The following is a 16,094-nucleotide window of genomic DNA, read 5'->3' as shown; positions in this document are numbered from 1 at the left end:
TGTGTGTGGCTTATCCGAGGCTGTGCCAGACGCGACCATCACGGGTCAGTAACTCATCGGCAGCCGTTGGGCCATTTTCGCCCGCAGCGTAGGTCTGCACATTGGCGTCCTCTTTCCAGGCATCGAGGAACGGCTGAACCGCGCGCCAGCCGTTTTCGATATTGTCAGCGCGCTGAAACAGCGTCTGATCACCGGTCAGGCAGTCGTAGATCAAGGTTTCATAACCGGTGGACGGCTGCATCTCGAAGTAATCCTTGTAGGCAAAACCCAGCTCGATGTTAGCCATGTTCAGTGCCGGCCCGGGACGCTTGGCCAGCAGGTCGAACCACATGCCTTCATTGGGCTGAATCTGGATCCTCAGGTAAGTCGGTTGCAACTCATCGACTTCAGTGTCGCGAAACTGCGCGTAGGGCGCAGGCTTGAAGCAGATGGCGATTTCGGTGTCACGTACGCTCATGCGCTTGCCGGTGCGCAAGTAGAACGGCACGCCGACCCAGCGCCAGTTGTCGATCATCACCTTGAGCGCGACGAAGGTTTCCGTCGTGCTGTCTGGCGCGACATTGGGTTCTTCGCGGTAACCGGCCAACGGTTTGCCGGCGATTTCACCGGCAACATACTGACCGCGTACCGAGTTGGCCCGCGCCTCTTCGGTGGACCAGGGACGAATCGCCCCCACCACCTTGGCTTTTTCACCGCGCACCGCATCGGCACCGAAGGCCGCCGGCGGTTCCATCGCGACCATCGCCAGCAGCTGGAACAGGTGATTGGGCACCATATCGCGCAGAGCGCCCGTGTGTTCATAAAAACTGCCACGGGTTTCGACGCCAACGGTTTCGGCGGCGGTGATTTGTACGTGGTCGATGTAATGGTTGTTCCAGAACGCTTCGAACAGGCTGTTGGAGAACCGGCTGACCAGAATGTTCTGCACGGTCTCCTTGCCCAGGTAATGGTCGATCCGGTAAATCTGTTTCTCCGTCATGACCTTGAGCAAGCATGCGTTCAAGGCTTCGGCGGTGTGCAGGTCGGAGCCGAAGGGTTTTTCGATCACGACCCGGCGGAAGGCGTCGTCGCCCTCCACCAGCAGCCCGGACGAGCCCAGGCGGCGTACCACTTCACTGAAAAAGCGCGGCGCGGTGGCCAGATAGAACACCGCGTTGCCGGTACCACTCTCGGCGATTTTTGCGGCGAGCGCCTGATAGGTGCTGTCGTCGAGAAAATCGCCCTGGACATAGCTGATGCCCTTGGCCAGTTTGGCCCAGAGCACCGGGTCCAGAGAGTCATGACCGACCTTGTTGGCCACCTCGGTGCGAATGAAGTCTTCAAGCTTTTTGGCGAAGTCCGCGTCGCTGATCGCATTGTGGTCGACACCGATGATCCGCAATCCATCGCCGAGCAAACCGTCACGACTGAGGTTGTACAGCGCCGGCATCAGCAAGCGCTTCACCAGGTCGCCGTGAGCACCGAACAGGAACAGCGTGGTGGGTGGTGCGGGGTGTGCCTTGGATTTCTTGCGGATCGAAGTCATTTTTTCGGCGTCTCGACATGGCCGCCAAAGCCGAAGCGCATGGCCGACAGCAGCTTGTCGCCATAGGTGCTTTGCTGGCGCGAACGGAAACGGGCAAACAGCGAGTTGGACAATACCGGCACCGGAACCGATTGCTCCATGGCCGCTTCGATGGTCCAGCGACCTTCGCCGCTGTCAGCCACGGCACCGGAGTAGCCATCGAGTTTCGGATCGCTGGCCAAGGCATCGGCCGTCAGGTCCAGCAACCAGGACGAGACAACGCTGCCACGACGCCAGACTTCGGCGATATCGGCCACGTTCAGGTCAAAACGCTGATCTTCCGGCAGGTTCTCCGAGGCTTTGGTCTTGAGAATGTCGAAACCTTCGGCAAACGCCTGCATCATCCCGTATTCGATGCCATTGTGAATCATCTTCACGAAGTGCCCGGAACCTGCAGGGCCAGCATGAATGTAGCCACGTTCGGCACGATCATCCTCGGCAACCCGATCCTTGGTCCGCGGGATATCACCCAGGCCAGGCGCCAATGCGTCGAACAGCGGATCGAGGCGATCAACCACGTCAGCGTCACCGCCGATCATCATGCAGTAGCCGCGCTCCAGCCCCCAAACTCCGCCGGAGGTGCCGACATCGATGTACTTCAGGCCCTTTTCCGACAAGGTTTTCGCCCGGCGGATATCGTCCTTATAGAAGGTGTTGCCGCCATCGATGATCACGTCGCCGGCATCCAGCAACTGGCTCAGGGTGTCGATGGTTTCTTCGGTTGGCGCGCCTGCTGGCAGCATGACCCAGACCGCTCGGGGTTTATCCAGTGCCGCGACCAGTGCCGGCAAGTCCGCAACGCCAATGGCGCCCTCTTCACTCAGGGTGTCAACGAACGCGGTGTTACGGTCATAGACCACAGTGGTGTGCCCATTGAGCATCAGGCGCCGCGCAATGTTGCCGCCCATGCGGCCCAGTCCGATAATCCCCAGTTGCATGTGCTGATGCTCCTTACTACAAATAAAGGTGTGCCAAAGGTTATAGCGCAATGAGCCTGATTAAGGTTAGTCCAGAGCGCTGCAACATAGTTTCCGGACGATTTGTCCGAGCTATAGGGATAACGTCCCAAACGTTGGCGAAGACACAGGGACCACGAAAAATAAAAAAGTTCCATAAATAACAAAAAGAAACCAGAATCGGCGCCGACAGTGGTTCAGGCAAGGCTCCAGAGCAGCCCGACCACAGATGTGACACGCCATTTGCGAGGTGAGCAATGGGCACCGTAGTAAACGCACACCCTCCACAGACCCTCTACGTGACGATTCGTCGTGACGAATTGCGCCAGCTCAAAGCCGAACGCGAACAACTGCTCGACCAGGTCGCGCAACTGCGCCTGTTGCTTGCCCAGGCACAACTGCCTGCACAGCCGGTAGCGCGCTGAAACCAGGCAACAGCCACTACGCAAGCTGTCAGTTAGCTGAACGAAGCTCACATTTTTTTCACATCTGCCTGATGATAATTCCGCGGTTATAGCCGCTCACTTTGTGAGCGGTGCACGTGTTGGTGTCTGGAAATGCTCCAGTATCCGCAGTAATTAATCGGCTGGAGCGCTGAATGACGATGTTTAAACGCAGCAGTACGTCTGCGAATGGTTTCGATTGGGCCGGACTTGGCTGGCTGTTTCTGTTCTTCTGGTATTTCTCCGGCATCACCCAACTCCTCATCCTCTTGTCCGACACCGCGGGTTTCGCCGGTTTCCGCCAGGCCTTCATCATGAGTGCCATCTGGCTGGCACCGATGCTACTGTTCCCCGCGCGTACGCGCCTGCTGGCGGCAGTGATCGGTGTCGTGCTCTGGGCCTGCTCGATGGCGAGCCTGGGTTACTTCTTTATCTATCAGCAGGAATTCTCGCAAAGCGTCATCTTCATCATGTTCGAATCGAACGTGTCGGAAGCTGGCGAATACATGACTCAGTATTTCGCCTGGTGGATGGTCCTGGCCTTCCTCGCGCATATCGCCGTTGCGGTATTGCTGTGGACGCGTCTGCGCCCGGTTTACCTGTCTCGTGGCAAAGCCCTGCTGGCCGCGACTGCCATTCTGGTCGCCATTATTGGTTATCCGCTGATCAAGCAGACCGCCCGTACCGGCAGCTTTGCCAGTGGCTTCGAAAAATTCGAAACGCGGGTCGAGCCAGCGGTGCCGTGGCAGATGATGGTTGCCTATCGTCGCTACCGTGAAACGCTCGGCAGCATGCAAGGCATGCTCGACAACACCAGTCAGATCCCGCCGCTGCACAACTTCAAGGATGCGATGGCAAACCAGCCCGCGACCCTGGTGCTGGTGATTGGCGAGTCGACCAACCGTCAGCGCATGAGCCTGTATGGCTACCCGCGTAACACCACGCCGGAACTCGACAAGCTCAAGGATCAACTGGCGGTTTTTGACAACGTCGTTACCCCGCGCCCTTACACCATCGAAGCGCTGCAACAGGTTCTGACCTTTGCCGATGAAGAAAATCCGGACCTGTACCTGAAGACGCCGTCACTGGTCAGTGTGATGAAACAGGCGGGGTACAAGACTTTCTGGATCACCAACCAGCAGACCATGACCAAGCGCAACACCATGCTCACGACATTCTCCGAGCAGGCTGATGAACAGGTCTACCTGAACAACAACCGCAACCAGAACGCCCGCCAGTACGATGGCGATGTGCTGGAGCCGTTCGCCAAGGCCCTGGCCGACAACGCTCCGCGCAAGCTCATCGTCGTGCACTTGCTCGGCACGCACATGAGTTACCAGTACCGTTACCCGCCGACGTTCGACAAGTTCAACGATCGTCAGGGTGTGCCGGCCGGTATCCGCGATGACCAGTTGCCGACCTACAACAGCTACGACAATGCGGTGTTGTACAACGACTTCGTGGTCTCGAGCCTGATCAAGGACTACGCCAAGACCGATCCAAACGGCTTCCTGCTGTACCTCTCCGACCATGGCGAAGACGTTTTCGACTCTGCAGGGCACACCACGCTGGGTCGTAACGAAGCCAAACCGACTGCGCCGATGTACACAATTCCGTTTATCGCCTGGGCGTCGCCGAAATGGCGAGAAACCCACGACTGGAGCTTTGCCGCGGACCTGCAACGGCCTTACAGCAGTTCGCAGCTGATCCACACCTGGGCTGACCTTGCAGGCTTGAGTTTCGATGAACTGGACCGCAGCAAGAGCCTGGTCAGCGACAGTTTCAAACCGCGTCCGCTGTTGATCGGCAACCCTTATGAGCGCGAACAGAAAGCGCTGATCGACTTCAGCCTGATGAAACCCAAGGCTGCCGCCGTCAGTGCTTCAACGACCCGGCCGTAATCTCTTCGGGGGCTGGCTCCAGCCCCCGCTTTCTGCACAGCATTGATGTGCACTCCCCTCATCAGAAGCGCCCTTCTTTTTAAAGCGACTTGATCCAGAACAGCATGCGGCCATGAGCGGGATCGAACATCCCCGCCGAAAACCCGAACTTGCTGTAAGAGCCCTGCGCAACCGCGTTGCCTTCCAGCACTTCCAGAGTAATTTTGCAGCAGCCGCGCTGACGGGCAATGTCCTCGACCTTTTGCAGCATTTTCTGGCTCAGGCCCAAGCCGCGAAATTTACCGACCACCGCGACGTCGTGGACATTGACCAATGGACGGCAAGCAAAGGTCGAAAAACCTTCGAAACAGTTCACCAGCCCCGCTGGCTCCCCGCCAACAAACGCCAGGACGCTAAACGCGTGGGGTCGCTTGGCCAGTTCGCCGGGCACTTGCTGCAAGACATCGGCCGATAACGGCGTGCCACCGCCCATCGGGTCTTCAGCGTAGTGATTCAGAACCAGACTGATCGCTTCGGCGTGTACCGGGTTGGTGTAGCTGGCCTGGAGTACCAGGATTTCTGCGGATTCCATTTCCATCCTCGATCAAACAATGAGTGTGCATCCCTGCGCGCATGGTCTGTCAGCGCTCGGTTAGCCGACCTTAGCGTGCCGGGAACACTGCGGACAACCGCCAGATCATTACAACCCGGTGTTTTTTTCGCAATGCACTACAGAGCAACGTCCTTCGTCCCTCACGCGCACCAAAAGCAGGACCTTTCCGATTTTTGCGAAAGCTAAATACACAGAACATAAACAACAAAACAGCCGACCCACCCTAAACATCGCTACACCACCGATAAACAGGGCCTTTGCGTGCATAACTCACTTGAGAGCCCTCTGTAGGACTCCTACAGCAAGGTTTTATTGGTAAACCAAAAGCATTGACAGGGCGTTTATATCCGGCAACTCTTGTACCCAACACAAACAAAAAACATGAGATTGCCAACTATGAGTCACTCCCCTTTCCCTCTCGTCGAGATCAGCGGCACCCCCTTTGAGCGCGGCATCCAATACGGTCAAGCGGTCAGTCAGCGCATTCACAAAAGCATCGAGATCTACTCTGTCCAACTGCTGAAGATGGGTTACACCTGGGCCGACATCCGCGCCTTTGCCAATGAGTTCGTGCCCAGCATCGAAGCATTCGAGCCGGAGTACGCTCAGGAAATGCGCGGTATCGCAGAGGGTGCGGGCTGCGATTTCGAAGCCATCGTGCTGATCAACGCCCGCACCGAGATCATCCAGCTGGGCCGACGCAAGGCGCGTCTGCCCGATCCTGACGGCTGCACCGGGGCGGTGATTCTGCCGACGGCATCGGCCGCCAACGAAGTGATTCACGGACAAAACTGGGACTGGCGCGCGGAATGTGCCGAGAGCGCCATTGTGCTGAAAGTCCTGCGCGAAGACGGTCCGGATGTACTGACCTTCACCGAAGCCGGCGGCCTGGCCCGCAACGGCTTGAACTCGATCGGCACCGCAATCACCGCCAACTACCTGGAGTCCGAACGCGACTACACCCAGGTCGGCGTGCCACTGCCGTTCATTCGACGCAAGGCGCTGGAGGCCGCGCATTTCGCGCTGTCGATCAAGGTGGTCGCCACCACGGCCAAATCCACCTCCAACAACATGATGCTCAGTCACGCTGGCGGGTATGCGATCAACTTTGAATGCGCCCCGGATGAAGTCTTCCCGATTCAGGCCGAACAGGGGTTGCTGGTACACGCCAACCATTGGCAGAGCCCGGTGGCACTGGGCAAGTTGCGTGAAGCCGGCTTGAACAGCGTTCCGGAAAGCCTGTATCGCGACGTGCGTGTGCGACAAATCCTCAGCGAAACGCCTGGGCAATTAACCGCGGAGCACCTGAAAAAAGCCTTCTTCGATGACTTCGGCACGCCGTGGGCGGTGTGTCGTCCACCGCTTTCCAACATGGCCGGCAACCTGTCGGCCACCGTGGCCATGGTGGTGATGCGTCCGGCCAAGGGGTTGATGGAAGTCGCACCGCTGCCGGCCGTAAACCGGGAATTCACCGCCTATTCGCTGGCCATGGAGGGCGACATCAACCGCTACCTGAAGTAACTCACGCGACACCCACGCCCTCCGGGCGGCACGACAAGAACAATGACAATAAACAACTAACGGTTTGCGACGCCTGCCGGCTCTCACCGTCGCAAACCGCCAATGGAGAATCACTCCCGTGCATACATTCACTCGTATCGCCCTGACGCTAGGGTTCAGCAGTCTCGCTCTTGGCAGTCTCAACGCCGAAGCCGCCAGCACCCTGCGGGTAGCCCTCAACGCGGACATCCGCAGTACCGACCCTGGGGTCAATCGCGACGAAAACACCGACGCGGTGGTTCTGCACATCGTCGAAGGCCTGGTGGCGTACCGCGAAGACGCCTCGGTAGGCATGCTGCTGGCCAGCAAGGTCGAGGTGTCGGCCGATGGCCTGGAGTACCGCTTCACCCTGCGTGACGGGGTGAAGTTTCATAACGGCGCCACACTCAGCGCCGCCGACGTGCTGTGGACCTGGAAACGTTATCTCGACCCGCAGACCCAGTGGCGCTGCCTCGCAGACTTCGGTGGCCGAAGCGTGGCGAAAATCGTCGACATCAGCGCACCGGATCCGTTGACCGTGGTCTTCACCCTGGACAAACCCAATGGCCTGTTCCTTGCGCAAATGGCTCGCTCCGATTGCGGCGGCACCGGCATCCTGCACCCCGCCTCCGTCGATGCGAACGGCAAGTGGCAAGCACCGATCGGTACCGGGCCATTCAAGCTCGCCGAATGGAAACCGGGCCAATACGTCGACCTGCAACGCTTTACCGACTACAGCGCCCGCCCGGAGACGGTCACCGACGGCTATACCGGCAACAAGCAGGCGTTTATCGATAACCTGCGCTTCATGGTCATCCCTGATGCCGCCTCAGCCAAAGCCGCGCTGCAATCGAAAGGCGTCGACGTGCTGCCCGATGTCACCGTAATGGATGCCCGCGAACTCGGCGCCTTGGCAGGCATCAAGACCTCCAGCAGCTCCAACATGTCGCTCAACGCCCTGCTGTTCCAGACCCGTGACCCACTGCTCAAGGACGTGCGTATTCGGCGTGCCATCGCGCTGTCGCTGGACAGCGAACAAATGGTCCAGGCACTCACCGAAGGCACTTCCCACGCCAACAACTCGGTGGTGCCAGACACCAGCCCCTACTACAAAGCCGTTCAGAAACAGGGCTACAAAGCCAACATCGAAGAAGCCAAGCGCCTGCTCAAGGAAGCCGGTTACAACGGCCAGCCGCTGAAAATCATCACCAACAAACGCTACCAGAGTGTGTTCGACATGGCGGTGTTAAGCCAGGCCATGGCCCAGGCAGCCGGGTTGAACATCGATATCGAAACCCTCGAATGGGGCACGCAACTGGAGCGCTACCAGAGCGGTGCGTACCAGATCATGGCGTTCCCTTATTCGGCGCGCTTCGACGCAGCGCTGAACTTCGAGTCGGTGATGGGCGACAAAAACCAGCAACCCCGCAAGGTCTGGGACAACCCCCAGGCGCAGGACTGGATGCGTGAGTCCATGCGCGAAATCGTCCCGGCCAAACGTCAGGCACTGTTCGATCAGTTGCACCAACAGATGCTCGCCGATGTGCCGATGGTGGTGATGTACAACGGCAGCACCGTCGGTGCCTTTCAGGATCGGGTCGAAGGTTACCGCTCCTGGCCCATCGCCAAACCGCGCCTGTGGGGCGTGAAACTGGCCGACTAGGAGATCGATCATGTTGCGATTTATCGCTCAACGCCTGGCACTGTCCGTGCCGACCCTGTTGCTGATCTCCGTGGTGGTGTTCGCGCTGATCCGCTTCATCCCCGGTGACCCGGCGCTGTTGATGCTCGGCGATATGGCCGACCCGCATAGCCTGGCCAGCACCCGTGCAGCGTTAGGACTGGATCACTCGATCGGCGTGCAATTCGTGTATTGGTTGCAGTCGGTGCTCAGTGGCGACCTCGGTGTGTCGATCACCAGCAAACAACCGGTGCTGGATTTGATCCTCGAGCGCTTCTCGGTCAGCGCCAGCATCGTACTGGTGGCGGTGCTGCTGGCGGCGTTGATTGCCGTTCCAGCAGGCCTGTTCGCAGCCTGGAAACAGGACAGCGCGCTGGACCTGGGGCTGGTCACCGGCGCGACCCTGCTGCTGTCGATTCCGAGCTTCTGGCTCGGTTTGCTGTTGCTCTACGCGTTCGGGATCAAGCTCAACTGGCTGCCCGTGGTGGGTTATGTACCGTTCGCCCAGAACCCCGCTGAAGCCGTGACCTATCTGGTGCTGCCGATTGTCACCCTGACGCTGGTGGAGTTGGGGGCGATTACCCGGATGGCCCGGGCCAGCACCATCGAGGTACTGCGCCTGGAATACATCGCCCACGCCAGAGCCAAGGGTTTATCGGAACGCGCGGTGCTGTGGCGTCATGCGCTGCCAAATGCCTTTGCGCCGACCTGGACCTTGATCGGCCTGATCCTCGGCAACTTGCTGGGCGGCATCGCGGTGCTGGAAACGGTGTTCACCCTGCCCGGTATCGGCCGCTTGATGGTCGACGCCATCTTTGCTCGCGACTACCCCGTGCTGCAAGGCTGCCTGCTGTTGATCACCTTCATCTACGTGGCGGTCAACCTGCTGGTGGACCTGCTCTATCCACTCTTCGACCCGAGGGTGAAGCTATGACTGTCTCCCAGTCTTCCGTAAGCCCTGCACCTGCGCGTCGCCCGCTGCGCTGGCCACCGGCAAACGCCTTGATCGGCGGCACCTTGCTGGTGTTGTTGATCAGCATGGCGCTGCTCGGTGTGTTCTGGACACCTTACGACCCGCTGAAAATCGATCTGCTGTCTCGCCTCAAGGCACCCTCGGCACTGCATTGGCTGGGCACCGACGAGTTTGGTCGTGACGTGCTCAGCCGACTGATTATCGGTGCGCGCACCAGTTTGTGGATCAGCTTGCTGACCGTGTGCCTGGCGCTGCTTTTCGGCAGTGTGATCGGCATGCTCGCCGGGTACCTGCGGGGCTGGACCGATCGCCTGCTGATGATGATCAACGATGCATTGCTCGCGTTCCCCGGCATCCTGATGGCGTTGGGCTTGATGGCAATCATCGGGGCCAGCCAGTACGGCATCGTGTTGGCCTTGAGCATCGCCTACACGCCGTCGGTGGTTCGGGTGGTGCGTGGCAGCGTGCTGTCGCTACGAGAGCGCGAGTTCATCGAAGCCTCACGAGTGATCGGCAATTCGGAGTTCTACACACTGTACCGCCACGTTGCACCCAACTGTGTCGCGCCGCTGTGCGTACTCGCCACCAGCATGTTCGGCTGGACGCTGCTGTCGGAAAGCGCCTTGAGCTTCCTCGGCCTGGGAGTTCCGCCGCCCGCGGCGACCTGGGGCAACATGCTCGCCGCCAGCCGCCCGTACATTGCCAACGCCACCTGGCTCGGCCTGTTCCCGGGGTTGTTCATCGCCCTGGCGCTGGTCGCCATCAACCTGTTCGGCGACGCCCTGCGCGACCGCCTCGACCCTCGAATGAGCCGTTGATCATGCCCAGTCAAAAACCCTTGCTTGAAGTCGACCATCTGCTGATTCGCGCTGGCACCGAAGGCCCGTTGGCGGTCAACGACCTGAGTTTCACCGTCGCACCCGGCGAGATTGTCGCGCTGGTGGGCGAATCCGGGAGCGGCAAGACCATGGCCGCTCGCGCAGCGATTGGCCTGCTGCCACTGCCGATGGAAGTCTGTGGCGGTGCGATCCGCTTCGAAGGTCAGGACCTCAATCAGCTGAGCTGTGCGCAATTGCGTGACATCCGCGGTGCGCGAATCGGCATGGTGTTCCAGGAGCCGATGGTTTCGCTCAACCCGGCCATCCGCATTGGTGAGCAAATGGCCGAAGGTCTGCGCCTGCACACCGACCTGAACAAGGCACAGATTCGCCAACGCTGTGTGGACATGCTGACTCGCATCGGCATCAGCGACCCCGAGCGCTGCCTGAGCGCCTATCCCCATGAGTTCTCGGGCGGCATGCGCCAGCGGATCATGCTCGCCTCGGTGATGCTGCTGCGCCCGGCGCTGCTGATTGCCGACGAACCCACCACCGCCCTCGATTGCCTGGCACAACTGGACGTGATCGAGCTGATGCTGGAGCTGACCCGCGAGCAAGGCACGGCGATCCTGTTCATCAGCCACGACCTGTCGCTGGTGGCGCGGTATGCCCACAAAGTCGTGGTCATGCGCCACGGTCAGGCGGTGGAGCAAGGCGCGATCAATCACATTCTGCTGGCCCCGCAACACGCCTACACTCGCCAATTGCTCGAAGCGCTGCCCAAGCGCGGCGAACTGGCCGCGTTGCCGGCGACCGACAAACCTCTGGTGGAAATCACTGGCGTCAGCATCGAGCATCCGGGTCACGCGCGGTTTTGGGGTCAATCACAGCCCAAGCGCGCCGTGCACAGCGCCAACCTGTGCATCGCTGCGGGTGAAACCCTGGCGCTGGTCGGGGGCAGTGGCTCGGGCAAAACCACGCTGGGTCGTGCGCTGGTGGGACTGGTCAAACCCTGTGCCGGCGAGATTCGCTTCAAGGGCATCGATATCCTCAAGGCCGGTCAACGCGATCATCGGCTGCAATGCCAGATGATCTTTCAAGACCCCTACTCGTCCCTCGACCCGCGGATGCGCATTGGCGAAACCCTCGCCGAACCGTTGCGCCATCTGCCGGAGCTGAGCGAGGAGCAAAAACGTCAGCGTGTCGCCACCACATTGGTAGATATCGGGTTGTCGGAAGCGTTCATGGAGCGCTTTCCCCATCAACTGTCGGGCGGTCAACGCCAGCGAGTGGCCATCGGCCGAGCACTGGTGCGGCACCCGCAACTGGTGATCGCCGACGAACCGATTTCGGCGCTGGACATGACCATCCAGAAGCAAATCCTTGAACTGTTCGAGCGCTTGCAGGCGCAGTACGGCTTTGCCTGCCTGTTCATTTCCCATGACCTGGCGGCCGTCGAACGCATCGCCCATCGAGTGGCGGTCATGTATCAGGGCCATATCGTGGAAATCGGCAGCCGCGAAGCAGTCTTCGATAAACCCTTGCACCCCTACACCCGCCAATTGCTGGCAGCCGCCAGTCCATTGGAACAACTGGCAAGCGGCGGCTACCGGCTGCGACCAAAACCCGAAAACCTGCAGCCCACGCCTTAGTTCTCACTGACTTCACCTCGGGCGCCTTCAGACACCACTGAATGCGCCCATGGCGAAGCCATGCCCAAGCAAAAACAACAAAAAGCCCTCACAGGAGCCAACACCATGAACACCCGACTCATGCAGCACTTGACCTTGATCGGCGGCACCAGCCTGCTGCCGATCGCCGCCGAAGCGGAATTCCTCAAGGACAGCAAGGCCACGCTGGACTTGAAAAACTACTACTTCAACCGTGACTACCGCGAAGGCGATGGTCAGTCCAAGCGCGATGAATGGGCCCAGGGATTTCTGCTGAACCTGCAATCGGGCTACACCGAAGGCACGGTCGGTTTTGGCCTGGACGCGCTCGGCATGCTCGGGCTGAAGCTCGACTCCAGCCCGGATCGCTCCGGCAGCGGTTTGTTGTCCCGAGAAAGTCAGGCCGAACCGGGTAAACCGAGCTACGCCAGGCGTGCCCACGACAGCTATTCCAAGGTCGGCCTGACCGCCAAGGCCCGCGTTGCCAAGAGCGAGCTGCGTGTCGGCCATTTGCTGCCCGACCTGCCCTTGCTGCAACCCAACACCAGCCGGGTGCTGCCACAGACCTTCGAAGGCGGCATGCTTAGTTCCAAAGACATCAAGGGCCTGACCTTACGCGGCGGCCAAATCGACCAGGTCAAACAGCGCGAATCCACTGATTATGAAAAGATGGGTTTGACCAGTCAGAACGGCGCTTACAAAAGCTCGGCAAAAAGCGATGAATTCCGTTTCGGCGGTGCCGATTACCAGTTCAACCCAACGCTGACCGGCAGCTATTACTACGCGCAACTAGAGGACATTTATCAGCAGCACTACGTCGGCCTCAAGCACAGCCTGGCGTTGGGCGGCGGCACGCTGAAAAGCGATATCCGCTACTTCAGCGCCGACGCTGCCGGTGCAGGTCTGGCCGGCACCGTCGACAACCGCGCCTTGAGCACGCGCTTCATGTACGCCATTGACGGACATTCCATCGGTGGCGGCTTCCAGCAGCAGTACGGTGAAACACCGTTTGCGTATATCGACGGCAGCAACACCTACCTGTTCACCGAGTACCAACTGAGCAACTTCTCGCAAACCAAGGAACGTGCCTGGCACGCCCGCTACGATTTCGACTTCGCGGCGGTGGGCATTCCGGGGCTGCTGTTCTCCACGCGCTACGCCAAGGGCGATCAAGCGCAGATCCGCAAATTTGTTGGTGAAGGCCGGGAATGGGAACGTGACATCGACCTGGGCTACACCATCCAGAGCGGCCCGCTGAAGAACGTCAGCGCCCGCTGGCGCAACGGTATGAGCAAGAGCAACTACCAGCGCGACACCAATGAAAACCGCCTGGTCCTCAGTTACAGTGTCACGCTTTGGTAAGACAACGTTGAAGATCGCAGATTGCATAGCGCACTCTGCGATCTTTCAGGCCTCGGCAAAGCGCTTTAATTGCATTTCTTTCAGCCGGCTATGGGTCCGGCGAAACGGGAACTCCAGGTAACCTTCGGTGTACAGCTCATCCATCGGCACCAGAGCTTCGAGGTACAGCGGCACTTTACGGTCGTAGCATTCGTCGACCAGCGCGATGAAGCGCCGCACGCTGTCATCGTGTACCGACAATTGCGGCAGCTCACGGTCGCCGGCCTCGACGCGCTCGGCACCATCCTCAGTGCCACGGGCAATGCGGCCGGGGCGCTGATGGGCGCTGAGACTGGGGACTTCGCTCAACAGAATAGCGTTGAAGCGGTCACACAGCGCCATGAAGTCCATCGCCGCGAACGGTTGCTCGCACAGGTCCGCGTAACGGCACCAGAGTACGGTTTCACTGGCCTTGACGACAGCCACAGAGCGATAGCCGATGATCACCGGATCGCTGGATACCGGCTGTCCTTCGGTCAGTTGCTTGAACACCTCACTCATCGGATCGGGCTGACCGGGTGCACTGACCCAATAACGCTGCAGCGCTGCGCCAGGATGCAATCGGTGATCTTCACCACCGTCCACTGCCACCACTTGCATGTGGCTTTTGATCGCGGCAATCCCCGGCAAAAACCGGTCACGGTTGAAACCGTCTGCGTAGAGCTGATCCGGGGGTTGATTGGAGGTGCAGACCATCACCACGCCTTCGTCGAACATCACCTGGAACAACCGCCCGAGAATGAGCGCATCACCGATGTCGTTGACGAACAACTCGTCAAAACACAGCACTCGCACGTCCCGGGCCAACTCACGGGCCAGCGCTCGCAGCGGGTCGGCAGTGCCGGTCAGTTGGAACGAGCGCTGATGCACCCAGCCCATGAAATGGTGAAAGTGCTGACGCCGCGCCGGAACCCGCAGGCTTTGGTAGAACTGATCCATCAACCAGGTCTTGCCGCGTCCGACCGGGCCCCAGAGGTAAACCCCGGTGATCGACGTTCGGCCTTGATGCAAGGCTTCGTGACACTGCTGCAACGCCAGAACGGCGTGTTCTTGCGCGGCATCCGGCACGAAGCCTTTTTGCTTGATTGCGTATTGGTAAGCGCTAAGGGGTGAGTCGAAGGTCATACCGGTCTGTTTCGCAGCGGAAAACGCGAAGTATGGCATGTGTTTGTAGACGGATGATCGTTCCCACGCTCCTGCGTGGGAATGCCTCTTGGGACGCTCCGCGTCCAGTGACGCAGAGCGTCACGGGCTGCATTCCCACGCAGAGTGGGAACGATCAGCGGAGGTGTGGATTAGAGGGAGATATCGAGTCGGGCGATTTTGCCTTGCTCGTTCAAGCGGAACACATAGCGCAGTTCCAGCGGGCTGCCGGGGAACGTGCCGGAAATCAGGTTGCTGACCAATACTTTGCCGGTGCGTTGCTGCACATCCAGCACCTCGACTCGAGGCTGGTAACGGCGCGCGGTGTCTTCCATCCATTGCGCGATAGCGTGGGTGCCGACCTGATGGGCGCCTTCATCGAAAACGTTGGCATCCTCGGCAAAAAAACTGGCGACCGCCGAACTGTCACGGGCATTGGCGGCAGCGATATAGGCGGCAATGGCAGGTGCAAGTGAAACAGCTGGGTTCGACATGGTACGGCTCCTTGTTGATTGATTCTGGAGCCATTTTAAAGCAGCACTGTGTCAATTCTTGTCAGGAGTGAAACGCCCCGCTTCATCCAGTTGCATCGCCTTGCGCCAAGCCCGCAACAGGTCACTGCGACGCCCCGGATAGCGTTCACCCAGCTCTCGGGCAGCGGCAATCCGGTCGGTACGAAAGGTTCGAAAAGCCTCGCGCAATTCGCACCAGGCGACGATCACCCGCGCCTCATTCATAAAACCCAGCGCCAACGGCCAGATCAGCCGCTGACTGGGGGTTTTATTCACGTCCGCGTAATCGATATGCAACTTGGCCTGCGCACGAATCGCCTGGCGAAACACGTTCAATTCCACTGTGTTTTGCGGATAGCCATAGCCCGGCGGCCCCGGCAAAACCGTCGGGTTACGCAAGGCTTCCTGGGCGTCGGGCGCCAACACGGCGGCAATCTTCGCCAACGCATCGGCCGCGGCTTTGCTCAACACCTCATCGCCGCGCTGATCGACATAACGCAAACCCAGCACCACCGCTTCAGTCTCGTCGGCATTAAGCATCAGCGGCGGCAGAAACAGACCGCTGCGCAGCACATAGCCGATACCCGCCTCGCCAAAGATCGGCGCGCCGAGCGCCGTCAGCTCGGCGATATCGCGGTACAGCGTGCGCTCGGAGATCTCCAGTTCACTGGCCAATGTCGCCGCCGTCACCGGACGACTTTTACCGCGCAGCACTTGCAACAAGGTCAACAACCGACTGGTACGCGACACGATCAGCCTGCTCTGTGGAATGAAGGTCGACGGAGCTTAGCAGAGGCCACTGTCAGAAACTGTCAGCAGCGCAAAACCTGTGGGAGCGAGCTTGCTCGCGATAGCGGTGTGACAGTAAACATTGATGTCGAATGTAAAACCGTCATCGCGA

Annotated in this window: 14 protein-coding genes; 8 read left to right on the top strand and 6 right to left on the bottom strand. The window is 59.6% G+C overall.

Features of this window, described 5'->3' with window-relative positions:
- Positions 1–10: 10 nt before the first annotated feature.
- Positions 11–1,525 (bottom strand): glucose-6-phosphate dehydrogenase, encoded by a 1,515-nt coding sequence (gene zwf / locus AC1DIG_RS08190; protein WP_477766883.1) that lies wholly within the window; start codon positions 1,523–1,525, stop codon positions 11–13.
- Complete coding sequence (gnd, locus tag AC1DIG_RS08185; RefSeq protein ID WP_477767288.1) at positions 1,522–2,526, bottom strand: phosphogluconate dehydrogenase (NAD(+)-dependent, decarboxylating); 1,005 nt, start codon at positions 2,524–2,526, stop codon at positions 1,522–1,524. The genes zwf and gnd overlap by 4 nt, the downstream gene beginning before the upstream one ends.
- A gap of 251 nt (positions 2,527–2,777) precedes the next feature.
- Between gnd and AC1DIG_RS08180 the strand changes: the two genes are divergently transcribed.
- Together AC1DIG_RS08180 and AC1DIG_RS08175 are read left to right on the top strand one after the other, a co-directional pair.
- Entirely contained in the window at positions 2,778–2,945 is a 168-nt protein-coding gene (locus tag AC1DIG_RS08180; RefSeq protein WP_477766882.1) for a DUF6026 family protein, read from the top strand.
- Positions 2,946–3,118: 173 nt separating this feature from the next.
- Entirely contained in the window at positions 3,119–4,864 is a 1,746-nt protein-coding gene (locus AC1DIG_RS08175) for a phosphoethanolamine transferase CptA (protein WP_477766881.1), read from the top strand.
- Positions 4,865–4,943: 79 nt separating this feature from the next.
- Here the strand turns inward: AC1DIG_RS08175 and AC1DIG_RS08170 are convergent, their stop codons facing one another.
- Entirely contained in the window at positions 4,944–5,435 is a 492-nt protein-coding gene (locus AC1DIG_RS08170) for a GNAT family N-acetyltransferase (RefSeq protein WP_477766880.1), read from the bottom strand.
- 417 nt (positions 5,436–5,852) lie between these two features.
- Between AC1DIG_RS08170 and AC1DIG_RS08165 the strand changes: the two genes are divergently transcribed.
- From AC1DIG_RS08165 to AC1DIG_RS08140, 6 genes are all read left to right on the top strand, one after another.
- Complete coding sequence (locus tag AC1DIG_RS08165; RefSeq protein ID WP_477766879.1) at positions 5,853–6,977, top strand: C45 family autoproteolytic acyltransferase/hydolase; 1,125 nt, start codon at positions 5,853–5,855, stop codon at positions 6,975–6,977.
- 118 nt (positions 6,978–7,095) lie between these two features.
- Positions 7,096–8,658: an ABC transporter substrate-binding protein gene (locus AC1DIG_RS08160; RefSeq protein WP_477766878.1), complete on the top strand. Its 1,563-nt coding sequence runs from the start codon at positions 7,096–7,098 to the stop codon at positions 8,656–8,658.
- Between the two features lie 10 nt (positions 8,659–8,668).
- Positions 8,669–9,610, top strand: a complete 942-nt coding sequence (locus AC1DIG_RS08155) for an ABC transporter permease (RefSeq protein WP_477766877.1) — start codon at positions 8,669–8,671, stop codon at positions 9,608–9,610.
- On the top strand, positions 9,607–10,467 hold the full coding sequence (locus tag AC1DIG_RS08150) for an ABC transporter permease (RefSeq protein WP_477766876.1): 861 nt from the start codon (positions 9,607–9,609) through the stop codon (positions 10,465–10,467). The genes AC1DIG_RS08155 and AC1DIG_RS08150 overlap by 4 nt, the downstream gene beginning before the upstream one ends.
- A gap of 2 nt (positions 10,468–10,469) precedes the next feature.
- Positions 10,470–12,119: an ABC transporter ATP-binding protein gene (locus AC1DIG_RS08145; protein WP_477766875.1), complete on the top strand. Its 1,650-nt coding sequence runs from the start codon at positions 10,470–10,472 to the stop codon at positions 12,117–12,119.
- A gap of 105 nt (positions 12,120–12,224) precedes the next feature.
- Positions 12,225–13,499, top strand: a complete 1,275-nt coding sequence (locus tag AC1DIG_RS08140) for an OprD family porin (RefSeq protein ID WP_477766874.1) — start codon at positions 12,225–12,227, stop codon at positions 13,497–13,499.
- Positions 13,500–13,544: 45 nt separating this feature from the next.
- Here AC1DIG_RS08140 and zapE read toward each other — a convergent pair whose 3' ends face one another.
- From zapE to AC1DIG_RS08125, 3 genes are all read right to left on the bottom strand, one after another.
- On the bottom strand, positions 13,545–14,663 hold the full coding sequence (zapE, locus tag AC1DIG_RS08135) for a cell division protein ZapE (protein ID WP_477766873.1): 1,119 nt from the start codon (positions 14,661–14,663) through the stop codon (positions 13,545–13,547).
- Positions 14,664–14,833: 170 nt separating this feature from the next.
- Positions 14,834–15,175 carry a nuclear transport factor 2 family protein gene (locus AC1DIG_RS08130; RefSeq protein WP_145016865.1) on the bottom strand — a complete coding sequence of 114 codons (342 nt, stop codon included), beginning with the start codon at positions 15,173–15,175 and terminating at the stop codon, positions 14,834–14,836.
- Between the two features lie 51 nt (positions 15,176–15,226).
- Complete coding sequence (locus AC1DIG_RS08125) at positions 15,227–15,943, bottom strand: helix-turn-helix transcriptional regulator (protein ID WP_477766872.1); 717 nt, start codon at positions 15,941–15,943, stop codon at positions 15,227–15,229.
- Between the last annotated feature and the right edge of the window lie 151 nt (positions 15,944–16,094).

The organism is Pseudomonas sp. 05N431, assembly GCF_056397005.1.
This window is presented reverse-complemented; position numbering and strand designations above follow the sequence as displayed.